A 24,356-nucleotide genomic window follows, 5' to 3' on the forward strand; every position below is an offset into this window, starting at 1 on the left:
TATCTAAGTTGTGTAATGATTGTAATGAGTGCTTAGGTAAAATAAAGGAGAATTTTAATGAAAAGAAATAAAATAGCTGCTGGTGCTCTTGCACTAGCCTTAGGATTTGGTGCTGTAGCTCCAGTTCACGCTGCTGAAGATAATCCAAGCTCAGAATCAATTAAAGATCTTATTAATGAAATGAGAAACGAAAGAGAAAATCTAGATAGTAATAGCGAAAAAATCATGGATGCTTTGGGAAGAGCTCAAGAAATAGAAAGAGAAAGACAAAGAGCTGCTCAAGAGGGTGGATCCACTGTAGAAGGCAACGATTCCACAGGTGAAACAACACCATCTGATAATAAAGACAATTCAGAAACTGATAAAAATGGTAGTTCATCAAGCCAAAGTTCTGCAGGGAAAAAAGATACTGAAACTACAGATGATGGAAGTGATGGCGGTTCTTTAGATCTTTCACCAGCAGGAGATACAAATAATTTAGGTGCTGGTGCTGGAAAACAAGGAAGCACAGGCAATAATAACCAATCTGGAAAAGAAAAAGACGATAAAAACAAAGGCAAAAAGGATAAAAAAGTTTACGATTTAGCTGATAATGAAGAAAAAGGCTATGATACAAAAGCTGACGCTATCGCAGCTGCTAAACAAGCTCTAGCTGACAAAGAATTCAATAAAGCTGGAAACAACAGCTATGAAGTAGCTAAAAATGAAAATAATGGCAAATGGTTCTTCAAACTTGTAATCGATACAGATAAAGCAATCGCTGAAGAAAACAAAGAAGATAAAAAAGAAGGCAAAAAAGATAATAAATCTCAAGCTCCAGCTAGAAAAGCTGATAGCAACGCTCAAACAGGTGTTGCAGGACTAGTAAGTGTTGCAAGCATCCTTGGTGCAGCTTCAGTTGCATACGTTGCTAGCAAAAAAAGAGACTAATTAAATAACCTAGGGTGCACACTAGGAAATTTAGAAAAAAGAGTTGACCGCGGTACTCATAATTAGACCTCCTAAGGGAGGTCTTTTTTATAGGAAAATAGGGAAAAATCCAAACTTTTGGAAAAAGCTTTCCCTTTTGACATATTTCTTTGAAAGCTATATAATTTAAGTAAAACAATGAGTTAGGAGCGAATATGAAAAAGAGCAAAATAGCAGCTGGTGTACTACTACTTGCGATGGGACTAACACCTGTAAATAGTGGACTTAGCTATGCTGATGATATAGAAGAAACACAAGTAGAAACTAGTGCAGAAGAAAAAGACACTAACAAAGAATTAAGCGATGGATTAATAAAAAATACAAATGAAGAATTAAATACACAAACAAAAGATGTAACTGATGATGATAAAAATACCAATAAAACCGAAGAGGATTTGGAAATATCTGACCCAATATCAGAAGGAAGTCAACAAAAATCTGCCAATGAAAATAATTTTTCTGTTGATGAGTATATAGATGAAAAGGTCAAAGAAATAGAGGCTACTAAGCTATACAAGATAGCTTCAGCTGACGAAATAAAAACATTTGATGAGGCTATAGAAAAGCTAAAAGCTGAATACAAAGACCAAGGTGAAAACAAAACAGCAGAGCTAGATGAAAAAATAGAAAAGGCTCAAGCTGATTTAGGACGTACTGTAGTATTTGCTAAACCCGTTAGAACAAGACTTAGGGTTTTATCAAAGATTGCTGATAACAAATTAGCCAAAGAAAAAGATAGCGAGCTAGAAAAAGCTAACAATAAAGCTAAGGATTTAATCCATAATAAAAACTCAAATCTAGATGATTTATATACAGCTAGTGAAAATCTAGTTAAATTAGTTGGAACATACACACTAGATAAGGATAGCTTAGATGAGACCTATAACAAGGGTGGATATCCATCTGACCTATTAGAAACTTTCACAGAAAAAGATTACAAACGTGGACTAGATGAACTTGAACTAGAAAAAGAAGCCTACCTTGAAGATTCTAAAAGATACTCAGAAGATTCACTAAAACAATTAGAAGAAGGCGAACAATTAGTTACTGATCAAGCAAAAATAGTAAAAGTCTATAAAAAAGCCTTAGAAGATTTAAAAAATGCAGAGGGTTTGGACGGTATTAACGAAAAAATCAATGCCTTGACTCAACCTGCTTACGACATGGACAATATGGTTATCCAATATAATAAGAAGGTAAAAGGAAAAGATGAGGCAGAAGATAAATTACAAAAGGACATAGAAAAGGCCCTAGATGATGCAGACTTTAAAGAAAATGAAGCCTACAAGAGAACAAGTTCAGAAAATAAAGGTAAGTACGAAGAAGCCTATAAGAATTTAAAAGCAAACAAAACTTCTGAAAACCTAAAAGCTCTTAATGATATCAAAGAAGAAATAAAGACAAATACTTTCGAGGCTAAACTTGCACAATTAAGATCTTTAATAAACGATCCAGACGAGGTGAGTGTAAGTGAATCAAAGCTTAAAGAAATTCAAGAAAAATATCTTAAAATGCTTGATGACATAAAAGAAGACGAGACAAAGACTCTAGATGCTTTAAATGATTTTGAAAAAGATGTACTTCCAAAATTCTATGAAGAAGTAAATAAGTCAACAACACCAACTCCAAGAAAACAAAAGAGGAAAGTAGTTACCAAAAAATCAAAAGGCAAAGTTAGAACAGGTGTTGAATCTATCTTGCCAATAGCAGGTGGAGTAGCAGTAGTGGCTGCCATTGCCCTATTTTTAACTAGAAAGAAAAAGTAAGGAGACGCTATGAAAAACACAAAATATATATTCTTAGCCTTGGTTTTAAGTCTAGGTCTAACATCTTGTAACAACCTTAGCCAAAACACAAACAACAAGGAAGAAACTGCTCAAACAGAAGTAAGCGAAGAAAACAAAGACGCTAAGGACACCAAAGACGAGAAAAAAGACAGCAAAGAAGATAAAGAAGCTAAGAAAGATACCGACAAAGAAACATCTGACAAAGATGACGGCATGGAAGATGCCGACGAAGAAGAACTAAGGGAAGAACTTAAAACCCTTGAAGATTCTTTATTCGAAAACAAGGTACAAGTTAGAGCTTGTGAGATTTTATTAAAAGAAAATCCAGACCTAGTAGAAGGAATCAGTGATGATCTCGATAAATTAATAGAAGAATCAAATACCAGCATCGAAAAAAGTGAAGAATTAATCAGACAAGTAAAAGAATACCTAGGCGAAGAATAAAATAGGATAAACAGAGCTTCCTCGAAAGAGGGAGCTTTTTTTGTGAAAAAATTTATAAAAATCGGGAAAAACCTCTCCTCATGTTATATATAGGTGTAGGGCCTACAAAACAAAAAAAGGAGAAAGAAATGAAATTAAAAATAATCTTTGAAGTAAAATCAAAAATCACAGGACAAATGAAAGAAGTATACAAGACCTTCTCGAACTTCGCAGAAGATGTAACAGACGATAGACTCAAACAATTTGCCATAGCCTACGCAGGCCTAGTTGACAAAAACGCCTTTGAATCATACAAAATCATCACAGAACAACTAAACTAAGGAGAATGTAAATGACAAAAACAAGAATAAAAATGCAATTTAAAGATGAAACAGGATCTACAAGAATAATCACAATAGACAGACCTAGAGAAGACATTACAGATACTGACGTAAAAAGTGCCATGGAAGAAATCCTAGCATCAAAAGCCCTATCCACCAAAAACGGTCTATTAGTAGAAAAAGTAAAAGCATTCAAAGAAACAGTAGAACAAACCGACTATCAAATAGCATAAAATATAAAAAAGGTAAGCTAAAAACAAGGCTTGCCTTTTTGCCTGAGGAGAATTTCAATTAAGTTGAGGTTAAACCGTGCGAATTAATTCTCAAAAACACGTCATTCCTAATGGGTCTGGTCACAGTGAACGATAGTGAACTGATGACAGCCCTTAATCAAGGCTTTTCGAGGTGAAGCGAAGCTGAGCCCGAAAACTACTGTCGACAGAGAAACCTCAAGGTTTCGACGAGGAATCTCGAGTGGATACTCCGCAGTTAAGAGGAACCCGAAGCATCTAATGTAGATCCTCACGTCGCTTCGCTCCTCAGGATGACGGTATTTCGAGATTATCATTCCCCCAATTCTGTCATTCCGACAGAGAAACCGCAAGGTTTCGACGAGGAATCTCCAGTATGTACTTCGCAGTCAAGTAGAACTCGAAGTATACACTGTAGATCCTCACGTCATTCGCTAACGCTCATTCCTCGACGGTAGTTTTCGGATTCGCCTACGGCTCATCTCGAAAAACCTCGATTAAGGAGTTTCATCGGCTCGTTTCACTCACTGTGGCAACTCCATTAAGGATGACGAGTTTGGTGGATTTTCTATAAGCGCGTCATTCCGACAGAGCGACTATAAGGAGCGACGAGGAATCTCGAGTATGTACTTCGCAGTCAAGTGAAACCCAAAGTATAAACTGTAGATCCCCACGTGGGTCCGTTTTACGCCCTTCCTCAGGATGACAGGTTTGACGGGTCGACATCCCCCCCAAATACGTCATTCCGACAGAGAAACCGCCAGGTTTCGACGAGAAATCTCTAGTAGGTACTACGCAGTCAAGTGGAACCCGAAGTATAAACTGTAGATCCTCACGTCGCTTCGCTCCTCAGGATGACAGATTTAACGGATTTTAAACTCCATTAAGGATGACTAGTTTAGGAGTTTTATTCCCCTAATCCCGTCATTCCGACAGAGCGAGGTACGAGTGACGAGGAATCTCGAGTAGGTACTACGCAGTCAAGTGGAACTCGAAGTATAAACTGCAGATTCTCACGTCGCTTCGCTCCTCAGGATGACAGATTTAACGGATTTTAAACTCCATTAAGGATGACTAGTTTAGGAGGTTTTATTCCCCTAATCCCGTCATTCCGACAGAGCGACTATAAGGAGCGACGAGGAATCTCAAGTCAGTACTTCGTAGCCAAGTAAAACTTTAATCCAAGTCGTTCTTATATTCTCCTCCACAAATCATCCAAATTTATTGCAATTTTCTTCATTTTAGATGATAATTATAGTAAGAAGAGAAAGGATATTTTTATGAATGAATTGACTGTTTGCTTGATATTTGTGCTGGCAGTGATTAGTTTGATTTCGGCGCTTTTTACTGAGAAGAAGCTTCTTTTTATAGGGGAGGCTGTTATTCTTCTTGTTGTGTTTTACATTTTAAATAACAAGTACAAGGTAGCCGAGTCTTGGCCTTTGGCTATGTTTCTAGCAGGTGCAACTCTCCTTGCTCTTGAGATTTTTATTCCAAGTTTTGGAATTATCGGCATAAGCGGGATTGCCCTTGTGGGTTTTGCCCTTTACCATTCTTATTTTATGGATGGGAGAGAGATTTTCATCATGGTTAGCTCAAGCTTTGCTATCATCTTAACTTTGATAGTCTATGTTATGTTTGGCTTTAGGGTGAATATTTTCGATAGGGGCGTCTTAACTGAGGTCAATTCCAAGGCTAGAGGGTTTAATTCTAGGAAAGATCACAAGGACTTGGTTGGCAAGGTTGGAAAGACTATCTCTATCCTAAGACCAGCTGGAAAGATTGAAATAGACGGATCTTTGTACGATGCTACTAGCCAAGGTGGTTTTATAGAAAATGGAAAGACGGTTGAGGTTGTTAGTTTTACTAACGGAAATATTGTTGTAAAGGAGATACAATGAATTTTATAATTTTAGGTTTGGTAATTGTTTTAGTGGTCGTGTTTTTGACCCTTGTACCTATTGGTCTTTGGATAACTGCTAGGTTTTCTGGGGTTAATATTTCAATGGCAGCCCTTGTTGCCATGCGTTTTAGAAGACTATCACCATCAAAGATAGTTAATGCAATGATTAAGTCTCACCAAGCAGGTATCCAAATTCCTACAAATGATTTGGAAAGCCACTACCTTGCAGGAGGAGATATCAATCAAGTAGTTGACGCTCTAATTGCAGCAGAAAGGGCAAATATCGACCTTTCTTTTGAGCAAGCAGCAGCAATTGACCTTGCTGGTCGTAATGTGTTTGAGGCAGTCCAAGTGTCTGTTACACCAAAGGTTATCAATACTCCAGTCATAGCGGCAGTTGCTAAAAATGGTATCGAGGTTAAGGTTATAGCCAAGGTTACTGTTAGGGCAAATATTGAAAGACTAGTCGGTGGTGCAGGTGAAGAGACAATCATAGCTAGAGTTGGCGAGGGAATCGTAACTACAGTTGGTTCTTCTGATTCTCATGCCCAAGTTTTGGAAAATCCTGACAATATTTCCCAAACAGTTCTAATGAAGGGATTAGATAGTGGAACAGCCTTTGAGATTCTTTCTATAGATATAGCTGATGTGGATGTTGGTAGAAATGTCGGCGCCCAACTACAAAGAGATCAAGCTGAAGCAGACAAGAACATTGCCCAAGCTAAGGCTGAGGAAAGACGTGCCCAAGCTATCGCCCTTGAACAAGAAAACAGGGCTAAGGTTGTCGAGGCTGAAAGCAAGATTCCAACAGCTATTGCTGAGGCTTTCGAAAAGGGTAACCTAGGAGTGATGGACTATTACAACATCAAAAATGTCAACGCCGACACCAAGATGCGTGAGGCAATCTCTGGTGATGATGGGACTGAGATAGATGTTTAGGAAAAAGAAGAAAACAAAAAAGATCTCAAAAGAGACCTTCGACGAGTGGAAAAAGCGTGCAGATGATCTGATAGATAAGTACGTAGCCGAAGAAGGAGCGAATTTGTTTAATCCTACTAAGGAAAATAAGAAAGAGAAAAAGCCAGATAAAGTTATCATCAAAGATTCTGAGGGAGATAATCTATCAGAGGCAAGGATTAGGCAAAGTGAAGCGGCTAGAGAGAAGATAAAGAAAGATAAGCTTAGCAAAAAGAATGAAAGAAGAAAGAAATTAAGACAAGCACTGATTTTTAAAGAAGTGTTGGATGAGCCTGTCTCAAAGAGATCTAAGGCGAAACGAGTATAATATTCCTAATGGAGGGATAGTATTATAGAATTAATAGAAATTACCAGTCCCGATCAAGTGATTAGCTTGTTCGGGAACTTTGATAAGAACAGAAAATATATAGAAGATAGATTTGATACAAAGATTAAGCTAAAGGATAACAGGCTTGAAATAAAGGGAGATGAGGTAAACACAAGGCTTACTAAAAGCTTGATAGAGGGTTTACTTACCTATCTAAAGAAAAATAAGAGCCTTGATTTCCAACAAATCAAATACCAAGCAGACATGCTTGAAAGAGATAATAAGGACGTTATAAAGGGTATGCTTGACGGAGTTGTTGTAACTAGAGCCGATGGCAAGCCAATTAAACCAAAGACCCTAGGACAAAAATCCTACATCGACAAGATCAACTCAAACGACGTTGTCTTTGGGATAGGTCCTGCTGGTACAGGAAAAACATACCTTGCCGTAGCAATGGCTGTAAAGGCCTTCAAGGCTGGAGCGGTTGATAGGATAATCTTAACCCGTCCTGCTGTAGAGGCTGGCGAGAGTTTGGGATTCTTGCCGGGAGATTTACAAGATAAGGTAGACCCATACCTAAGACCTTTATACGATGGACTTTTTGATATCCTAGGCTATGAAACCTACCAAAACTTGGTGGAAAAGGGACTAATAGAAGTAGCTCCTCTTGCCTACATGAGAGGTAGAACCTTAGATAGGTCTTTTGTAATCCTAGATGAGGCACAAAACACTACAGGCGAGCAAATGAAGATGTTTCTAACAAGGCTTGGTTTTGGATCAAAGGCGATCATTACAGGAGATAAGACCCAAGTCGACCTACCAAGAGGAAAGAAAAGCGGAATCAAGGCAGCAGAACATATCCTAAAAGATGTGGAAGGGATCGCCTTTATGGAATTTTCTTCTGTCGACGTCGTAAGACACCCACTTGTTCAAAGGATAATAGATGCCTACGAAAAAGATGAGCAAAGAAGGATAGAAGAGAGAAAAAAGAGGGAAGATTCTTCCGAGGAAGATTAACTTATGCATCTACTCATAGAAAATAAAACAGATGAAGAAATAAAATTTGATATAGACCTTGAAAAGACAGTCGCCGAAGTCCTAAAAACTGAGGGGCTAGAGGATAATTACGAGGTATCTATCACTTTTGTCGATAGAAAAGAAATCCACAAGCTAAACAAGGAGTTTAGGGGAGTAGATAGGCCTACAGATGTCCTATCCTTTCCCCTAGATGATGAAATACTTATCCCTAACGAAGATATAATGTTAGGCGATATAGTAATTTGCCTAGATGTAGCCAAGGACCAGGCGATAGAATTTGGTCATTCCCTAAGAAGGGAGGTCATGTATCTTACATGTCATTCGACCCTACACCTCTTAGGCTACGATCATATGGAAGAAGATGAAAAAAGAGAGATGAGAACTCGTGAGAAGGAAGTTATGAAAAACCTCAGAGTTTTCAAATCAGACAGCAAGGAAACCTTCGACCATGCTGACAAAAACGACTACGCCAGAGAAAAAATCGACCCATCTGGCAAGATGACTACAGAAGAGTTTAAGAGCCTAAGAGATGATCTAAAAGAAGAAATAAAAGAAGAGCTTAGGATAGAACAGCGATATGCCAACGTAGATTATGGCAAGATCTACACCAAGGAAGACTTAACACACGGGCAGAAGTTTTTAAAAGGTTTTGACTATGCCTATGAGGGACTAGTCTTTGCCATAAATCACGAAAAGAATATGAAGTTTCATATCCTAGCCTGCGCTATAGTTTTAGTTGCAAGCTTATTTTTCAATATATCTAGGATAGAGATGATGTTTCTAGTCTTTGCTATAACAAGTGTAATCGCCCTTGAGCTAGTCAACACAGCCCTAGAAAATGCAATAGACATATCAACTGACGGTAGGTGGCTTTACCTTGCCAAGTCCGCCAAGGACGTATCGGCAGCTGCTACCTTTATATCAGCCTTAAACGCTTTATTTATTGGATATCTCATATTCTTTGACAAATTTCTAAACTTTTACGACTCAGTTATCCTAAGGATAGCCAGACGCCCTAGCCATTTGGCACTGATTTCCATATCTCTTATTATAATTATAACGGTATTTTTTAAGGGGATATTTTACGAGGGCCATGGAACTGCCTTTAGGGGTGGCTTTGTAAGCGGGCATACATCAGTCTCCTTTGGACTTGCCACAATGGGAATAATGATGGTCGACAATCCCCTAGTTAGACTAATCCTTTTGGGTCTTGCCCTAATAGTTGCTGAAAGCAGGTATGAGGCAAATATCCACTCAACCAAGGAAATAATAAGAGGAGCGATCCTTGGCATAAGCGTCGCCCTCGTGATATTTGGAGTTTTTTCATGAAAAATATAGAAGAATTAATACAAATTGCCCTAGATAATAAGGAAAATTCCTACTCTCCTTATTCAAACTTTAGGGTATCGGCAGTAGTTATGACTAAAAATGGCGAAATCTACAAGGGAGTAAACATTGAAAATGCTTCCTATCCTGCTACAATTTGTGCAGAAAGATCTGCCCTTGCAGCAGCCATTTCTGAAGGGGCGAGGGATTTTCATACTATAGTTATAACAGGCGATAGCGAGGACACCTATCCTTGTGGAGTATGCAGGCAATTTATGGTAGAAGTTTTGGATATAGACACCAAGGTTGTCATAGCAAACTCACCTACAGATTATAAAACATACTCTATGGAAGATCTTCTTCCTCATAGTTTTAGCAAAAAGGATTTATTATGATAAAATCAGGATTCGTCTCAGTAGTAGGCCGTGCCAATGTTGGAAAGTCAACTCTTATGGAGAAGATTTTGGGAGAGAAAATCTCTATCATTTCCAACAAGGCGCAAACTACTAGAGATAAGATACAAATTATATACAATGATGAGGATAGCCAGATAATATTCTTAGATACTCCAGGCATCCAAACTCCTAGGAACAAACTTCAAGAAAGGCTATTGACCTTCTCTGAGGAAAGCTTGGCAGAGTCTGATATCATAACCTTTGTTGTAGATGATTCAGAAGAGATTGGAAGAATAGATAGGGAAATCCTAGATATGCTTGGAAAAATCAAACTTCCAAAGATCCTTCTTATAAATAAAACAGACCTTGCCGATAGTGAAAAAATAGCAAAGATCAGAGCAAACTTCAGAGCCTATGACTTTGATAGGATTATAGAAATATCTGCCCTAGAGGATAAAAATATCGACATATACCTTGAAACAATCAAGGAAATGCTTGATTTTGGTCCAGCCTATTATGATAGGGACATGATTACAGATAGAAGCGAGAGATTTATAGTAAGTGAAATAATTAGAGAAAAGGCCCTTAGGAACTTATCCGAGGAAGTCCCTCACGGAATAGCTGTAAGGATTGATGATTTTAAACAAAGAGATAATAAGAAATTGATAGACATCAGAGCATCAATCATAGTAGAAAAGCCTAGCCACAAGGAGATAGTCATAGGAAAGAGTGGTTCTATGATTAAGAAAATCGGCATGGATGCAAGATACGAAATAGAGGCGTTTTTGTCATCTAAGGTCAACCTTCAATTGTGGGTTAAGGTTGAAAAGGACTGGCGCAAGAAAGAAAAGCTGGTGGATCGCTTTGGCTACAAGTGATCTCGATGATGTTACAGGTTTCGTCCTTAGAGAGTTTAAATACAAGGAATCAAGTAAGATTGTAGAAGTCTTTACTGAAAAGTTCGGGAGGATTTCAATTATAGCCAAGGGTGTACTAAAGAAAAACGCCAAAAACCTCTCATTGACAGCGAGATTTATGAAGGTAAACTTATCCTTGTACAAGTCTGGCAAGGACTTTTATGGGATAAAGGAAGGACATTTAGTAGAAACTTATAAGATTAGCAATAAAAGCTTCGATATAATCTTATACAAGTCCGCTATGTGCGATTTGCTCCTTAGAACAATTGATGAAACCCAGATACAAACAGTGTATACCTTGCTTGATAATAGTTTTTCTGCTTTTGAAAAGGCAAGGGATAATTACATAAATATCTTCCTAGCCTTTCTCATAAAATACATATCCTTTTCGGGGCTAAAGCCAAACTTTTCTACTTGCGGTATTTGCGGTAAAATTATAGGAAGAAGAGATGGATATTTTTCGATAGAAGAGGCCTCTATGATTTGTGATGATGATATGGCTAAGGTAGGTGATAAACTCTACCTAAACCACGATCAAATCAGATATTTTATGAAGCTATTATATACCAAATCAGAGGACCTATCTTCTATAGATCCCCCAGAGGATTATGAAAAAGTAGCTAGATTGATAATAGATTATTGCTTAAAAAGACTCGAGCTTAGGAACTTTTCTTCTATGGATTGGGTCTATAATAAATTAAGCGAAAGGAATTAGAATGTACTTTGAAGATTTAATATTAAAACTTGAAGAGTTTTGGAAGAAACAGGGATGCTCTGTTATGCTTCCTTATGATACAGAAAAAGGAGCAGGAACAATGAACCCTCATACTTTCCTTAGGGCATTGGGACCTGAACCATGGAAGGTGTGCTATGTAGAGCCATCCAGACGTCCTGCAGATGGTAGGTATGGAGAAAACCCAAACAGACTCTACCAACACCACCAAATGCAAATTCTTTTAAAACCAACTCCAGACAATATCCAAGAGCTTTACCTAGAATGTCTTGAATACATCGGCATCGACCCAAAAGAGCACGATATCCGCTTTGTAGAGGACAACTGGGAAAGCCCAACCCTTGGAGCATGGGGACTTGGTTGGGAAGTATGGCTTGATGGAATGGAAATCACCCAATTTACCTATTTCCAACAAGTTGGAGGAATCAACTGCGAGATAGAAAGCGGGGAGATTACCATAGGTCTTGAAAGAATCTTCATGTACCTAGAAGATGTGGACAATGTATTTGATATCAAATGGTCAGAGGCTTTGACCTACAGAGATATATTTGGACTACCTGAATATGAAAACTCCAAATATTCCTTCGAAGATGCAGATAACGAAGTCCTAGAAAACCTCTTTAACATCTATGAAAAAGAGGCAAACAGACTAATTGACCTAGGTCTTTGCATCCCAGCCTATGACAATGTATTAAAAACAAGTCACACCTTCAACACCCTTGATGCCAAAGGGGCGATATCAGTTTCTGAGAGAAGCCACTACATCAAAAGGGTAAGAGATGTATCAAGCAAGGTAGCCCACAAGTTTATTGAAAAAAGAGAAGAGTTAGGTTACCCTCTTCTAAGAAAGGATAATGATGAGTAATTACTTATTAGAAATCGGAGTAGAAGAGATACCTTCTGATTATGTCAAAAACACCAAAAATCAATTAAAAGAGAAGTTTGAAAAGCTAATAACAGATAACAAACTAACTTGCGATGAGATTGTTGTAGAATCAACTCCAAGAAGATTTGCCATATTTCTAGAAAATATAAATGCAGATACAGAAGAAAAGACAATTTCTGTCAAAGGACCAAGTGTAAAGATAGCCTATGATGAAGGCGGAGAGCCTAAAAAACCTCTCCTAGGCTTTCTAAAAGGTCAAGGAGCAGAGATTTCTGATGTTGTAATCAGAGAGTTTAAGGGAGAAGACTACATCTATGTAGAAAAAAAGGAAAAGGCAAAATCAGTCGCAGAAGTCCTAGAAGAAAATGTCTATGACCTCGTAAAATCAATATCTTTTCCTAGATCTATGAGATGGAGAGGCAAATCAATCCGTTGGGCAAGACCAATCAGATGGTTTGTTTCCTTATTAGATGATGAAATATTAGAATTTGATGCTGAAGATATCAGCGTATCAAACATTACCAAAGGTCATAGAAGTCTTGGTAGCAATTATATAGTAGTAGACAAGATAGAAAACTATGAGAAACTCCTTAGGGAAAACTATGTAATCCTAAGATACAAGGACAGAAAAGATTTAATCCTAAGAGGCCTAAATAGACTTTCTAGTGAAGTTGGCGGAGAATACATGAAAGATGCTGACCTCCTAGATGAAGTTATAAACATAGTTGAATATCCAACAGTCCTAATAGGAGATATAGATAAGAAATACCTAGAACTACCAAAGGAAGTTATCACAACTCCTATGAAAGACCACCAAAGGTATTTCCCAGTAGAAGATGAAAACAAGAACCTTCTTCCATACTTCTTACTAGTGAGAAATGGGGATGATACACACTCTGAAAATGTAGTAGAAGGAAACAAAAAGGTTCTAGTGGCAAGACTTGAAGATGCCAAGTTCTTCTACGATATAGACATGAAAAAGCCACTAGATGCTTATGTTGATGATTTATCTAATCTAGCTTTCTTCGAAGGTCTAGGCGATATGAAGCTAAAGACGAAAAGATTAGAAAGACTAGCTGAAAACTATAGACTTGCCCTAGATATTGGAGATGACATGGCTCATCCTATAGGAAGAGCTGCCTATCTATCAAAGGCAGACCTTGTAACAAAAATGGTAGTCGAATTTACCGAACTACAAGGAACTATGGGTAGGATTTATGCAGAAAAATCAGGCGAAGAAGAAAGAATATCAACAGCCATAGAAGAAGCCTACATGCCAAGGTCAGCAGGAGATAGACTACCTAAGACAATCACAGGGATAGTTCTTTCTATAGCTGACAAGATGGATACCATAGTTGGTCTATACGCTATAGAAAAATACGTTACAGGTAGCCAAGACCCATTCGGCCTAAGAAGAGCTTGCCTTGGAATAATAAATATCTTCCTAGAAAACTCAATAGATGTTGACCTAAGAAAGCTCATAGGAGATGCCCTTCTTATCTATACAGAAGAAAATGAGCTATCCTTTGACTATGATCTAGCAATGGAGAAAACCTTAGACTTCTTTAGAGATAGACTTAGAAACAAGCTAATAGATGACGGGCACAAGTATGACACTGTAAATGCTGTCCTAAAAGATGGCGAGCTAAACATCCTAAAACTAACAAAGAAAGTCGAAGCTTTAGACAAGTTCTTAGAAGAAAATGAAGATCAAATTTCCTACTTTACAAGAATAGTAAACCTATCAGATTCTAATATAGGTGAAGAAGTAAACAAAGACCTATTAGAAGGCGACCTTGAAAGAGACTTCTTTGCTGAAGTAAACGCCCTAGGAGAATATAAGGAAAGTAGCGAAACAGACTATCTCAAAGAACTAGAAAACATCAAGATGACAAGTGAGGTAGGAAACAACTACCTTGACAATACAATGATCAATGTAGAAGATGAAGATCTCAAGGCAAACAGAATTGCCATGCTTAATATCCTTGCCAGGAGGATAAGAGAAATCTTTGATGTAAAAGAGCTTGCAAGGTAGAAATGAAAGAGCTTAAGATCGTAATTGTAAGCGACTCCACAGGAGAGACCGCCCAAAATTATATCAAATCTGTAACTAGCCAATTCCCAACCCTAAAGGCTAATATAGTCAGAAAACCTGGCATCACGACTACAGATGAGATAGATGATATACTAAAAGAAATAGACGAAAAAACAATCCTTGTCCAAACCATAGCCACCAAGAGCCTATCAGACTACTTGAGGGCAGAATCTAAGAAAAGAAACATCGAAGATATGGACATCCTAAACTATGGGATAAGAAAAGTAGAAGAGGCGACAGGGCTTGAGGCTATCAGAGAGGTTGGCCTAACTAGAACCCTATCCAAAGACTATTTCAATATGATAGAGGCCATAGAGTTTGCTATCCAATACGACGATGGCAAAGACCCTAGAGGCTTTCCTCTATCAGACATAGTCCTAGTTGGAGTATCAAGAACAAGCAAGACTCCGACAACCATGTATCTTGCAACCAAGAACCTAAAAGTATCAAACCTACCTTTGGTACCTGAAGTAAGGCTACCAAAAGAGATATTTGAAGTAGATCCAGAAAGGATCATAGGTCTTGTCATAGACCCTAACAAACTATCAACCATAAGAGAAATTAGGAGCAAATCTTTGGGAATCATGGGAGAGTCAATCTATTATGAAGATGCAAGAATCCAAAGAGAGCTTGACTATGCAAGAGAAGTGTTCAAGGATTTAGACTGTAAGGTAATTGATGTAACAGAAAACACCATCGAGCAAACCGCCACAGAAATAGTCCAATACTACTTTGAGAAATTCCCAGAAGAACGTGACAAGCATATCCAATAGGAAAAGCTAAGGAGGTAGAATGAAGAAAGATAAAATATTAGTATTAAACTTCGGTGGTCAATACGACCAACTCATCGTAAGAAGAGTTAGGGAAATGGGAGTTTATGCTGAATTATTCGATTGTGACACACCTGTAGATGACCTTCCCCTAGAAGGAGTAGCAGGCATAATCCTAACAGGTGGCCCACAATCAGTAAACGACAAGAATTCCCTAAAAGCTGACGATAAAATATTCGATCTAGGAATCCCAATCCTTGGAATCTGCTATGGTCTTCAATATATCAACCACTACTACGGTGGAGAAGTTGAAACACCAAGAAACGGCGAATATGGAAAAACACCACTATTTGTAGATCAAAACAGCGAGCTTTTCAAAAACGTACCTCAAGAATCTGTAATCTGGATGAACCACAGAGACAGAGTATCACAAATTGCCGAAGGCTTTAAGAAAATATCTTGGACCCTAAACGCACCAGTAGCAGGAATAGAAAGCAAAGAAAAGAAAATCTACGCAGTCCAATTTCACCCAGAAGTAGTTCACTCAGAATACGGCCGTGAAATGCTAGAAAACTTCGTAATAAACATTGCGAAAGCAGAAAAAACTTGGACTATGGAAGACTTCGCCAAAGAAAAAATAGCAGAAATCAAAGAAAAATATGAGGGTGAGAAGATGATCTGCGGTCTATCAGGTGGAGTAGACAGCTCTGTCGCAGCAACAATCGTATCCAAAGCCATAGGAGATAACCTTCAATGTATCTTCGTAGACCACGGACTCCTTCGTAAAGACGAAGCCAAATCCGTAATGGAAACCTACAAGGACCTTGGCCTAAACGTAAAGATGGTCGACAAATCTGAAGAATTCTTAGGTCTACTAAAAGGCGTAGACGATCCAGAAGAAAAAAGAAAAATCATAGGTAACCACTTCGTAGAAGTATTTGAAGAAGAAGCCAAGAAAATCGGTGGAGCCAAATACCTAGTCCAAGGAACAATCTACCCAGACGTCATAGAGAGTGGGAAAGATAAGGCAAGCGTCATAAAAAGCCACCACAACGTTGGAGGACTTCCAGAAGATATGGATTTTGTAGGACTCGTTGAACCACTAAGAGAACTCTTCAAAGACGAGGTAAGAGCAGTAGGTGAAGCAATTGGAGTCCCACACGATATGGTATGGAGACAACCATTCCCAGGACCAGGCCTTGCCATAAGAGTAATGGGAGAAATCACCAAAGACAAACTAGAAATAGTAAGAGAAACCGACGCTATTCTAAGAGAAGAAGTAGAAAACTTTGGACTAAAAGAAGACATCTGGCAATACTTCACAGTTTGGACCCCAATAAAAACTGTAGGAGTAAAAGGAGATGCGAGAAGCTACGATAATGTCATAGCAGTAAGAGCCGTAACCAGCACCGACGCCATGACAGTAGAAGCAGCCAACCTCCCATACGACCTAATGCAAACCCTCTCCAACAGAATGATAAACGAAGTAGCCGGAGTAGGAAGAATAGTGTATGATATAACATCAAAACCACCAGGAACAATTGAATGGGAATAATCGCAAAATTTTCTAAAATGGCTTGATTACAAGCTATATAGAGAATAAAAAATGGCTACTGGTACTCAAATGGTACTGGAAGCTAAAAAGAATAAACTAAATAATAGTTCCAAGTGGTTTACATTTGGACAAAAAATTAGATCATAACTTAAGTGTTATGGTCTTTTTTATTTGATAGGTTGTACAATTAAAAGCGACATCTAGTATAAAATAAATTTAAAAAATCAACTAAAAATATACTCAACATATGAAGAAAAAGAAATTTATATTATAGACCTAGAACAATTTAGAGATTTACAATGGTCACTTTTAAATGCAACAAATAATATAAACCAGACCGTAAAAGCAACTAATACAACGGGAGTCATTTATAAGAAAGATATAGATTATATGAGAGAAAAAATAGAGAAAATATCCAAGGAGTTGTGGGATGTGCATTCACTATTATTAAGGAGGGAATGAAAAAATGTAGAAATTATGATAATATTTAAACTTCTAGTTCAATAATTAAAGTTTTATAATACTACGATATGCTCTATTTCTATAGGAGTGTATAGATATTTAAAAGCAAAAAATGTATCAACCCTTACCCTTATGTCAGGATTTAGGTTGATACACAAAATTATTTACAGCCCCAGTTAAATATAGACAATCAAGATTAACTAGTAATTATCATTTAATCTTAAATTAGTGCGTTCGATTTTAAATTGTACAAATAAGTGTTGACAATCCAAGGTGTAAAAGTTCGAGGCAAGTTGACCCGATGTGTAGAGGGGCAATAAATTAAAACTTATTTATTATCAATCTCAAATTTTTTTTGTAGCATTTCCAGACTTTGATAAACGATTTTATATTGTTCATCTGTCCATTCTGATGTTAACTTCTGATTAAATTCTTTTAATGCTCTACTTAAAGGTTCATATTTTAATCGTCCCCTTTCTGTAAGATATATTTTTTTGTTTCTTTTATCTTTAGGGTCTGTTTCTCGTGTGATATATCCTTTTTGCTCTAATGATTTAACCATTCGAGCCGTACCAGCCTTATCTACTTTCACAAGCTTTGTTAATTCATCCTGAGTCAATCCATCCTGTTTTGTAAGTGCCATGTAATAAGGCTCTTCTCCGACACTAATGTCAAATGGAACAACTACATTTTTTAATTCTTGCTGAATACATCTCGATAAATAAGTTATAAGTTTTCCGATACTTTTCTCCACTTTATGCCTCTTTTCTTCTTAAAACTTTGTCCAATATCACATTCCAAAAAATACTCGAAAAATATCCTAATACAACATTAATAGGAAATGAGGAAAAATATATTTTCCAGAAATTCTCATCATATCCCTTCATTCTTAACAATCCGCTTACAGACATAATTGTAGTAAAATATATCGCTGGAATTATTGATGAAAGAACTAAAAAAACAATATATGATTTTCCAGTATATAGTTTCTCTGTTACTTTTGCACCTATAAGTCCAGCCGGAAAAATCAAAGATGCTATACTTGCAACTATAGATTGCAATAACATCATTAAAAGTATAGACGGAAAAACAATTTTTCCAGTATTCATCTGAGACATAATGCAACTCATTGTACTCCCCATCAATATAGGGAAAATATAACGTTTATATTTCATTACTCTTACATCACTTTTCATAATAAGTGAAGTATACCACAAATTAGTTGATGCGTCAACTAATTTGTTTTTAAGTTTATATCTCTTAAAATAATATTTTAGTGGTGAATTTCGTAGTAAATACTGTTTCTATAAATTTTTCCTTTCAAAGGGTAGCTGGCGGCAGCCAGTGCAGGGGAAGCGTAGTGTCCTCTTTTTGATTTGGAACAGACCATGACTGCGGAAAATCACAGCCCTCTGGCGAGGAGCCTTCGGAGAACACAATGCACCAACCTCTGGGTGGTGTATAATTACGCCCTTAGTAAACTAAGGGATTTCAGGCTTCTCCCGTTACAGCTGTTTTTTCAATAGTTCCTGCGTGTCCTGCCTGTGAAAAATGAGTTTCAACAACAGCATGACATCATCATCATCATCTGTCAGGCGATCTGGTATGGATACAATAAATTGTGCTATTTATTGTATCCATACCAATTAAGCGAGAAAACCAGAATGGTTTTCGAGAGGAAAGTTGTAAAAAATGGCTACTGGTACTCAAATGGTACTGGGAGTAAAAAAAATAATTAAAATAATAGTTCCAAGTGGTTTACATTTGGACAAAAATTAGACCGTAGTTTCAAGCTACGGTCTTTTGAGTACATATTTTTATTTTAAAAATCTTGATTTTTTAGGATAAGATAACTTCCAATCTTCAAATTCCTCGTCTGTTATCTCATCGTTGTAATGCTTTTTTCTAATCTCATTCCATTCTATAAGAAAATTATTGAAGTCTACATCATTTGATAAAAGTCCATTAATTTCTCCATCACCTGCTAAAGGTCTAAACTTCATGTCTTTTTCATAATCAAATATTATATGCATTATTTCAAAAATAGAATTAGGTTCATGATTAATTAATGCTGATATATCACAATCAAGTGCTTCAGATATTTTTTGTAATTGTTCTTTACTTGGAGATCTATTTCCAAGTTCATAATTTCTTATGGCAGCATCTGTCAAACCAGACTTAATAGCGAGTTCTTTTTGAGTTAAGTTTCGCATAAGTCTTAACTTTTTTAATTTTTCTCCAGAAATCAAACTAACTCCTCCTTATTTCACAATAACTATAAATATTTTATCACAAAATGAACAAAAGCTCAACAAAACTGTTCTGTTGTAAATATTTGCAAGTATCTGAATATTTTAGAAAAAAATAAATAGAAAAAACTTGACAGAACAAATGTGAACTGTTATTATATATACATACCGTTCGATATTGAACGGAAATTGTAAGATATATAAATTAATGCTCGCCCTTTTGAGGATGTAGAACCTTACAAACTATAAAAGGAGGACATTATGAAAGGTATTTTTATGAATGCAAAAGATGTACAAGAATTTCTTGATGTAAGTAGGACAACAGCATATCAGATTATAAACGATATGAATCAAGACCTACTTAAATTAGGTTATCGTGTGCAAAGAGGAAAGGTAAATAGAGAATACTTTATGGAAAAGTATTGCTATAAACCAACAAATGCAAAGGAGGTTTAAAGTGCCAGCATTTAGAGATGAAAGCGGGAACAAGACTTGGTTTTGTAAATTTAATTATACCAACTGGAAAGGAGAAAAATTAACTAAGAAAAAACGCGGATTTTTAACAAAAAAAGAAGCATTAAAATGGGAACAAGAATTTTTAAATCAACATTCTGAATCAATTGAGATGAGCTTTAGGGAGTTTTTTGAACTTTACAAGAGGGATAGAAAACCAAGAATAAGAGAAAATACTTGGAGGACAAAAGAAGCAATTGTAAATCAAAAAATACTTCCTTATATTGGTGATTTAATGCTTAATGAGATTAATAATGTAACCATCATTCAATGGCAAAATGAGCTTATGAAGATTAAGGATAAGAATGGGAAGAACTACTCTCCTACTTATTTGAGAACTATTCATGCCCAGTTATCTAGTATATTAAATCATGCTTGTAGGTATTACAATTTAAAAACTAATGTTGCTCGTGATGTTGGTTCTATGGGAGAAAAAGAAGCTGATGAAATGCTCTTTTGGACTCAAGATGAATATGAAAGATTTATAGAAGCTATTAAAGATAAACCTGAGTCATTCTATGCTTTTGAACTTTTGTATTGGTGTGGTCTTAGAATGGGAGAATTATTAGCCTTAACAAAAGAGAAATTTGATTTTGAAAGGCATACATTAAAAATTGATGAATCTTTACAAAGGATTGATGAGAAAAATGTAATAACTGCTCCTAAGACTAAAAAAAGTATCAGGACAATAGTTATGCCTGAATTTCTAACTGAAGAGTTTAAAGAGTATATAGACAGTTTTTATAAGTTAAAACCAAAAGACTTAATATTTAATTTCTCTAAGAGCCACCTCCACCATGAAATGGATAGGGGATCTAAGAAATCTCAAGTAAAGAGAATTAGAATACATGATTTAAGACATTCTCATGTTTCGCTCTTAATTGAACTAGGATTTTCTGCAACGGCAATAGCTGATAGGGTTGGACATGAATCGATTGACATCACCTATAGGTATGCTCATCTTTTCCCTAGTAAGCAAAAAGAAATGGCTCTGTCTTTAACACAAGTAAGAAATAACAAGGCAAATGATTGGAAAGATTTATTAGAAGAGGACGATCAAGATGTTTAGAAGATATTCATTAGATGACATTTCACAAAAAACTAGAAATAAAGAGAAAAATAGAAAAAGAAATCGCATTTTAAATTTCAGAGTATCTGAAGAAGAATATGATTTAATAAACAAAAAGATTGAAATAAGCGGACTTAAAAAACAAGATTATTTTCTACAAATGTTATTAAATCACGAAGTTAAGTTAGTAAGTGATTACAGACTTTCTGATAATATAGCCAAGGAAATATTTCAACTAGCAAAAATTATTAAGAAGTTTGGTAAACTCAATGACGATGAAGCTGATATTTTAATCTATATTTTAGAAATATATGAAGAAATCAAAAAAGAAAAAAGCCCTTACTACAAAGAGTAAAGGCATACACTCCTGTGAGAAGTGTTCTATAGACAAGTTCATTTTACCACAGGAGTCTTATTTATACCAGACAGGAGGATAAAATGGAAAACACATATAAAACAATAAAGAAATTAGATGATTGTAAAAGGAGTGAGCATTATGACAGATTTTAAATTAAAATTCCCAGAAATAGATCAGACTTACGCCTTTTTAGACTTACAAACTACAGATAAGGGGACGGTTAGACAAATTACTGGGAATATTGTAACAGCTATTTTAAATCCCAAATATTGCCAAAATCAAAAAATCATTGATGGGCAAATATTCTTTGATAAATTTACCAATGAAATAAAATTCCAGGGGAAAATTATTGGAGAAAGAAATATAAAGGAAAATCAAATACGACTTTGGGATGATTCTTTAAATAATAGACTAGGCTTAGAGATAGAAAAACATTTTGGAATTAATTATAACGCCAATAAAATGTGGGAGGCTATTCGTTTTGTAGCTCATCAATATGAAGTGAGTCCACCAAAGCAATATCTTAAAATTTAAAATGGAATGGAGATAAAAATGCCATTAGAAAACTTTTACCAAGGTATTTGGGAGCAGATGATACAGAGCTAAATAATTGGATAATGGAACATATGATATTGGGTATGATAAGAAGAATTTTTAATCCAGGTTCTAAGTTTGATGAGATGATTGTTTTAGTTGGGGGACAAGGTATAGGCAAATCGACTTTTGCAAGATACTTGTCCATAACAGATGATTGGTTTTGCACAATAGAAAACATTCAAGGTAAGGATGCTATTATGAATCTTATGGGTAAAACTGTCGTTGAAATTGAAGAATTTGTTGCCTTAAGAAACGCAAAATCGGCTAATGAAGCTAAATCTTTTTTATCAAAATTAAGTGATAGGATAAGAATACCCTACGAAAAATATGCAACAGATGTGCCTAGAACTTGTATCTTCATAGGGACATTAAATGAAAGAACTTTTCTTAATGACCATACTGGAGAAAGAAGATATTTACCTGTTGAATGTAACTCAAATAAAAGAGAAAGGACTATATATCCGGATAAAAATAACAAGGAAAAACTTTCGGATAAAGAATATATGTCACGTATAAGAGAAGATTTTAATCAGGCTCTAGCCTTGGGATATGAGATCTTTAAAAACAAGACTCACGCATGGACTATACCAAAAAATCTCTTAAAAGACTTGTATAAGGAACAAGAAAAATTCAAATATCTAAACCCAGATGTGGAAGACATTAGATATTTCTTAGAAGAATATAAGCCGAAAAGTGCAGATCCAAATATAACTTGTTTCAAAGAACTAACCATGCAAGGCTACCAAATAAAATCAAAGTCTTTCTCAGAGATTATGGATAATTATTTCCAAGAATGGATTCCAGTTAGGTCATCAAAGACCAAGAGAATATCACCAAGTGGAGTCTCAATTCCAGTAAAACTATACTATGAAAAGAAAAAAGAAAATGAAACTGACTTTATAGAAGTTGACAAGAATTTATTGCCAGAAGAATGGAAAAAAGAAAATCAATTAGAAATAGATACAGCAAATCAAGTAAAGATGCAAATGTAACTTTGTAACCTGTAACCTACCGTTATAAATCTTCTTAAATTAGTATTACATAAATTAATGGCTTGATAATAGAGGGTTGACACAGACTCTTAAAACAAGCTCGCCTAATTTTGGAAGTTTATATTTTATAAGTTACAGTTACACTTATTAATTTCTATTTGAAAAATTATTAGAAAATAAATTAAAGACTTGTTATTAATAGCAAGCACAGTAAGTGAGTACCCACTTACGAAAAAATCAAAAAATCAATAGCTTATAAGGCTATCTAATTTTATGATTTTTACCTTGTTAGGGAGAACCCTAAGACCCCAAAAAACAAATATAAAGGAGAAATGTATGGATAATAGAACAAGAAAAAATCAACTGAAAATATATTTAACAGATGAAGAAAAAGAAATTTTTGAAAAGAAAATGAAACTTGCAAATTGCAAAACCATGTCCCATTTTCTTAGGAAATGCGTATTAGAAAAAGAAATTTATATTGTAGATCTAGAACCATTTAGAGATCTTCAATGGCTACTTTCAAATGCAACAAATAACATAAACCAGATTGCAAAAGCTACTAATATGACTGGTGTTATTTACAAAAATGACATACAGGCTATCAGGCAAGACGTAGACAAGTTATCCAAAGAAATCTGGGATATTCACAGCTTATTATTAAAAAGAATTCAAAAAATACAAGAATATCAGGAGTAAGAAAGAATGAAAATTTATATGAATGAACAAGGATTATTGGAAAAAGAAAGAGAATTATGTTTAGGTTTAGGAGGCATTGAGGATTTTATTAAGGAACTAGACGCCATGAGAGATACCTTCCAGGAAGTACAAGATCGTTACGAGAATTTTGAGAAAGTTTATCACTCAGATATGAAAAATATGTTAGAGGGACTATTCAAGTTTAATCAAAGTTTTGTTAGAAATAATGAAACTTTGATTGATAAAATCGAATAAATAAACCGAGGTGTCGTAGAAATACGGCACCTTTTTAAATGAGAAATTTGATTTTATCTGGTATAATAATCTTTAGTAAGTTGAAGATGAAAACGCTACGGAGTATCTCTATGAATTTTGAGAAAGAATGGATAAAACATTTTACAAAAGATGTCTCTAAAAAAGATTTAGATTTTAGAGTTAGAGATTCAGGTAATTTTATATGGCATGCTTTTTTGGATTTAATTGATAAGGGAAGTTACTTGGTCGGAAATGAAGCGAGAAAAACTTTTGACAAGGTAAATAAAGTAGGTACAATTTATTTTTTCCCTTGGGATGAAAATAAAGTTTTTGAAAATAACATTGAAGAAATTACTGCAGACATGCTCGATAGATATAACGAGGTATATCTTGTCGCTTCCGATTGGTCATGGACAAATATAAAAACGCATGAAGAAGAATTAGGACCTTATTTTTGCTCTAATACAGAGAATCATATTTAGGAGGCT

29 protein-coding genes are annotated in these 24,356 nt (G+C 35.7%); 26 read left to right on the forward strand and 3 right to left on the reverse strand.

Features of this window, described 5'->3' with window-relative positions:
- Window positions 1-57: 57 nt before the first annotated feature.
- From E0D87_RS04735 to E0D87_RS09205, 18 genes are all read left to right on the forward strand, one after another.
- Window positions 58-930: a DUF5633 domain-containing protein gene (locus tag E0D87_RS04735; RefSeq protein WP_130819550.1), complete on the forward strand. Its 873-nt coding sequence runs from the start codon at window positions 58-60 to the stop codon at window positions 928-930.
- Window positions 931-1,124: 194 nt separating this feature from the next.
- Window positions 1,125-2,735, forward strand: a complete 1,611-nt coding sequence (locus tag E0D87_RS04740; RefSeq protein WP_130819551.1) for a hypothetical protein — start codon at window positions 1,125-1,127, stop codon at window positions 2,733-2,735.
- Between the two features lie 9 nt (window positions 2,736-2,744).
- Entirely contained in the window at window positions 2,745-3,200 is a 456-nt protein-coding gene (locus E0D87_RS04745) for a hypothetical protein (RefSeq protein ID WP_130819552.1), read from the forward strand.
- 80 nt (window positions 3,201-3,280) lie between these two features.
- The gene (locus E0D87_RS04750; RefSeq protein ID WP_479722803.1) at window positions 3,281-3,520 is read left to right on the forward strand and encodes a DUF1659 domain-containing protein; all 240 of its coding nucleotides are present in this window, start codon (window positions 3,281-3,283) and stop codon (window positions 3,518-3,520) included.
- A gap of 11 nt (window positions 3,521-3,531) precedes the next feature.
- A complete protein-coding gene (locus E0D87_RS04755; protein ID WP_130819554.1) occupies window positions 3,532-3,753 on the forward strand; it encodes a DUF2922 domain-containing protein in 222 nt (73 codons plus the stop codon).
- Between the two features lie 1,298 nt (window positions 3,754-5,051).
- Complete coding sequence (locus E0D87_RS04760; protein WP_130819555.1) at window positions 5,052-5,672, forward strand: NfeD family protein; 621 nt, start codon at window positions 5,052-5,054, stop codon at window positions 5,670-5,672.
- A complete protein-coding gene (gene floA / locus E0D87_RS04765) occupies window positions 5,669-6,613 on the forward strand; it encodes a flotillin-like protein FloA (RefSeq protein ID WP_130819556.1) in 945 nt (314 codons plus the stop codon). The genes E0D87_RS04760 and floA overlap by 4 nt, the downstream gene beginning before the upstream one ends.
- Complete coding sequence (locus E0D87_RS04770) at window positions 6,606-6,959, forward strand: hypothetical protein (RefSeq protein ID WP_130819557.1); 354 nt, start codon at window positions 6,606-6,608, stop codon at window positions 6,957-6,959. Before floA ends, E0D87_RS04770 begins: the two co-directional genes overlap by 8 nt.
- 57 nt (window positions 6,960-7,016) lie before the next feature.
- Entirely contained in the window at window positions 7,017-7,976 is a 960-nt protein-coding gene (locus tag E0D87_RS04775; protein ID WP_130819558.1) for a PhoH family protein, read from the forward strand.
- 3 nt (window positions 7,977-7,979) lie between these two features.
- Entirely contained in the window at window positions 7,980-9,326 is a 1,347-nt protein-coding gene (gene ybeY, locus E0D87_RS04780; RefSeq protein ID WP_130819559.1) for an rRNA maturation RNase YbeY, read from the forward strand.
- Window positions 9,323-9,718: a cytidine deaminase gene (gene cdd / locus E0D87_RS04785; protein WP_130819560.1), complete on the forward strand. Its 396-nt coding sequence runs from the start codon at window positions 9,323-9,325 to the stop codon at window positions 9,716-9,718. Before ybeY ends, cdd begins: the two co-directional genes overlap by 4 nt.
- Window positions 9,715-10,596, forward strand: coding sequence for a GTPase Era (gene era / locus E0D87_RS04790; protein WP_130819561.1), 882 nt, complete (start codon window positions 9,715-9,717; stop codon window positions 10,594-10,596). Before cdd ends, era begins: the two co-directional genes overlap by 4 nt.
- The gene (gene recO, locus E0D87_RS04795) at window positions 10,583-11,350 is read left to right on the forward strand and encodes a DNA repair protein RecO (protein WP_130819562.1); all 768 of its coding nucleotides are present in this window, start codon (window positions 10,583-10,585) and stop codon (window positions 11,348-11,350) included. Before era ends, recO begins: the two co-directional genes overlap by 14 nt.
- A 1-nt stretch (window position 11,351) precedes the next feature.
- Complete coding sequence (glyQ, locus tag E0D87_RS04800) at window positions 11,352-12,233, forward strand: glycine--tRNA ligase subunit alpha (protein WP_004835548.1); 882 nt, start codon at window positions 11,352-11,354, stop codon at window positions 12,231-12,233.
- Window positions 12,226-14,289, forward strand: coding sequence for a glycine--tRNA ligase subunit beta (gene glyS / locus E0D87_RS04805; protein ID WP_130819563.1), 2,064 nt, complete (start codon window positions 12,226-12,228; stop codon window positions 14,287-14,289). Before glyQ ends, glyS begins: the two co-directional genes overlap by 8 nt.
- 2 nt (window positions 14,290-14,291) lie before the next feature.
- Window positions 14,292-15,122, forward strand: a complete 831-nt coding sequence (locus tag E0D87_RS04810) for a pyruvate, water dikinase regulatory protein (RefSeq protein ID WP_130819564.1) — start codon at window positions 14,292-14,294, stop codon at window positions 15,120-15,122.
- A 19-nt stretch (window positions 15,123-15,141) separates the two neighbouring features.
- Entirely contained in the window at window positions 15,142-16,674 is a 1,533-nt protein-coding gene (gene guaA, locus E0D87_RS04815; protein ID WP_130819565.1) for a glutamine-hydrolyzing GMP synthase, read from the forward strand.
- Between the two features lie 210 nt (window positions 16,675-16,884).
- Window positions 16,885-17,136, forward strand: coding sequence for a plasmid mobilization relaxosome protein MobC (locus tag E0D87_RS09205; RefSeq protein WP_372341026.1), 252 nt, complete (start codon window positions 16,885-16,887; stop codon window positions 17,134-17,136).
- A gap of 328 nt (window positions 17,137-17,464) precedes the next feature.
- Here the strand turns inward: E0D87_RS09205 and E0D87_RS04825 are convergent, their stop codons facing one another.
- The 3 genes from E0D87_RS04825 to E0D87_RS04840 all read right to left on the reverse strand — a co-directional run bounded on the left by E0D87_RS04825 (window position 17,465) and on the right by E0D87_RS04840 (window position 19,385).
- Window positions 17,465-17,890 (reverse strand): MarR family winged helix-turn-helix transcriptional regulator, encoded by a 426-nt coding sequence (locus tag E0D87_RS04825; protein WP_130819566.1) that lies wholly within the window; start codon window positions 17,888-17,890, stop codon window positions 17,465-17,467.
- 1 nt (window position 17,891) lies between these two features.
- Window positions 17,892-18,266, reverse strand: coding sequence for a hypothetical protein (locus E0D87_RS04830; RefSeq protein ID WP_019116623.1), 375 nt, complete (start codon window positions 18,264-18,266; stop codon window positions 17,892-17,894).
- 687 nt (window positions 18,267-18,953) lie between these two features.
- Window positions 18,954-19,385 carry a helix-turn-helix domain-containing protein gene (locus E0D87_RS04840; protein WP_130819567.1) on the reverse strand — a complete coding sequence of 144 codons (432 nt, stop codon included), beginning with the start codon at window positions 19,383-19,385 and terminating at the stop codon, window positions 18,954-18,956.
- A gap of 261 nt (window positions 19,386-19,646) precedes the next feature.
- Here E0D87_RS04840 and E0D87_RS04845 point away from each other — a divergent pair, with 261 nt between their 5' ends.
- The 8 genes from E0D87_RS04845 (at window position 19,647) to E0D87_RS04875 (ending at window position 24,350) form a co-directional block, all read left to right on the forward strand.
- Window positions 19,647-19,841, forward strand: a complete 195-nt coding sequence (locus E0D87_RS04845) for a hypothetical protein (RefSeq protein WP_002839721.1) — start codon at window positions 19,647-19,649, stop codon at window positions 19,839-19,841.
- Window positions 19,825-20,967 carry a site-specific integrase gene (locus tag E0D87_RS04850; RefSeq protein ID WP_479722804.1) on the forward strand — a complete coding sequence of 381 codons (1,143 nt, stop codon included), beginning with the start codon at window positions 19,825-19,827 and terminating at the stop codon, window positions 20,965-20,967. Before E0D87_RS04845 ends, E0D87_RS04850 begins: the two co-directional genes overlap by 17 nt.
- Entirely contained in the window at window positions 20,960-21,322 is a 363-nt protein-coding gene (locus E0D87_RS04855) for a plasmid mobilization protein (protein WP_099950059.1), read from the forward strand. Before E0D87_RS04850 ends, E0D87_RS04855 begins: the two co-directional genes overlap by 8 nt.
- Before the next feature lie 141 nt (window positions 21,323-21,463).
- Window positions 21,464-21,859: a hypothetical protein gene (locus E0D87_RS09210; RefSeq protein WP_242618436.1), complete on the forward strand. Its 396-nt coding sequence runs from the start codon at window positions 21,464-21,466 to the stop codon at window positions 21,857-21,859.
- Window positions 21,860-21,906: 47 nt separating this feature from the next.
- Window positions 21,907-22,914 carry a virulence-associated E family protein gene (locus tag E0D87_RS04860; protein ID WP_242618437.1) on the forward strand — a complete coding sequence of 336 codons (1,008 nt, stop codon included), beginning with the start codon at window positions 21,907-21,909 and terminating at the stop codon, window positions 22,912-22,914.
- A gap of 336 nt (window positions 22,915-23,250) precedes the next feature.
- A complete protein-coding gene (locus tag E0D87_RS04865) occupies window positions 23,251-23,613 on the forward strand; it encodes a plasmid mobilization protein (protein WP_130819569.1) in 363 nt (120 codons plus the stop codon).
- Window positions 23,614-23,619: 6 nt separating this feature from the next.
- A complete protein-coding gene (locus E0D87_RS04870) occupies window positions 23,620-23,868 on the forward strand; it encodes a hypothetical protein (protein WP_004826786.1) in 249 nt (82 codons plus the stop codon).
- 86 nt (window positions 23,869-23,954) lie between these two features.
- Entirely contained in the window at window positions 23,955-24,350 is a 396-nt protein-coding gene (locus E0D87_RS04875) for a DUF4275 family protein (protein ID WP_130819570.1), read from the forward strand.
- Window positions 24,351-24,356 lie beyond the last annotated feature (6 nt).

Source organism: Anaerococcus vaginimassiliensis, from assembly GCF_900626155.1.
Taxonomy (GTDB): domain Bacteria; phylum Bacillota; class Clostridia; order Tissierellales; family Peptoniphilaceae; genus Anaerococcus; species Anaerococcus vaginimassiliensis.

Bases quoted from the DNA above. Each gene is read 5' to 3' on its own strand.
- E0D87_RS04845 (WP_002839721.1), top strand. From the start codon at position 19,647: ATGAAAGGTATTTTTATGAATGCAAAAGATGTACAAGAATTTCTTGAT.
- guaA (WP_130819565.1), top strand. From the start codon at position 15,142: ATGAAGAAAGATAAAATATTAGTATTAAACTTCGGTGGTCAATACGAC.
- era (WP_130819561.1), top strand. From the start codon at position 9,715: ATGATAAAATCAGGATTCGTCTCAGTAGTAGGCCGTGCCAATGTTGGA.
- E0D87_RS04855 (WP_099950059.1), top strand. From the start codon at position 20,960: ATGTTTAGAAGATATTCATTAGATGACATTTCACAAAAAACTAGAAAT.
- E0D87_RS04755 (WP_130819554.1), top strand. From the start codon at position 3,532: ATGACAAAAACAAGAATAAAAATGCAATTTAAAGATGAAACAGGATCT.
- E0D87_RS04850 (WP_479722804.1), top strand. From the start codon at position 19,825: ATGCAAAGGAGGTTTAAAGTGCCAGCATTTAGAGATGAAAGCGGGAAC.
- E0D87_RS04760 (WP_130819555.1), top strand. From the start codon at position 5,052: ATGAATGAATTGACTGTTTGCTTGATATTTGTGCTGGCAGTGATTAGT.
- E0D87_RS04770 (WP_130819557.1), top strand. From the start codon at position 6,606: ATGTTTAGGAAAAAGAAGAAAACAAAAAAGATCTCAAAAGAGACCTTC.
- E0D87_RS04870 (WP_004826786.1), top strand. From the start codon at position 23,620: ATGAAAATTTATATGAATGAACAAGGATTATTGGAAAAAGAAAGAGAA.
- E0D87_RS04735 (WP_130819550.1), top strand. From the start codon at position 58: ATGAAAAGAAATAAAATAGCTGCTGGTGCTCTTGCACTAGCCTTAGGA.
- E0D87_RS04875 (WP_130819570.1), top strand. From the start codon at position 23,955: ATGAAAACGCTACGGAGTATCTCTATGAATTTTGAGAAAGAATGGATA.
- cdd (WP_130819560.1), top strand. From the start codon at position 9,323: ATGAAAAATATAGAAGAATTAATACAAATTGCCCTAGATAATAAGGAA.
- E0D87_RS04810 (WP_130819564.1), top strand. From the start codon at position 14,292: ATGAAAGAGCTTAAGATCGTAATTGTAAGCGACTCCACAGGAGAGACC.
- E0D87_RS04750 (WP_479722803.1), top strand. From the start codon at position 3,281: ATGTTATATATAGGTGTAGGGCCTACAAAACAAAAAAAGGAGAAAGAA.
- E0D87_RS04740 (WP_130819551.1), top strand. From the start codon at position 1,125: ATGAAAAAGAGCAAAATAGCAGCTGGTGTACTACTACTTGCGATGGGA.
- floA (WP_130819556.1), top strand. From the start codon at position 5,669: ATGAATTTTATAATTTTAGGTTTGGTAATTGTTTTAGTGGTCGTGTTT.
- E0D87_RS04745 (WP_130819552.1), top strand. From the start codon at position 2,745: ATGAAAAACACAAAATATATATTCTTAGCCTTGGTTTTAAGTCTAGGT.
- E0D87_RS09210 (WP_242618436.1), top strand. From the start codon at position 21,464: ATGACAGATTTTAAATTAAAATTCCCAGAAATAGATCAGACTTACGCC.
- ybeY (WP_130819559.1), top strand. From the start codon at position 7,980: ATGCATCTACTCATAGAAAATAAAACAGATGAAGAAATAAAATTTGAT.
- glyQ (WP_004835548.1), top strand. From the start codon at position 11,352: ATGTACTTTGAAGATTTAATATTAAAACTTGAAGAGTTTTGGAAGAAA.
- E0D87_RS04865 (WP_130819569.1), top strand. From the start codon at position 23,251: ATGGATAATAGAACAAGAAAAAATCAACTGAAAATATATTTAACAGAT.
- glyS (WP_130819563.1), top strand. From the start codon at position 12,226: ATGAGTAATTACTTATTAGAAATCGGAGTAGAAGAGATACCTTCTGAT.
- E0D87_RS04830 (WP_019116623.1), bottom strand. From the start codon at position 18,266: ATGAGTTGCATTATGTCTCAGATGAATACTGGAAAAATTGTTTTTCCG.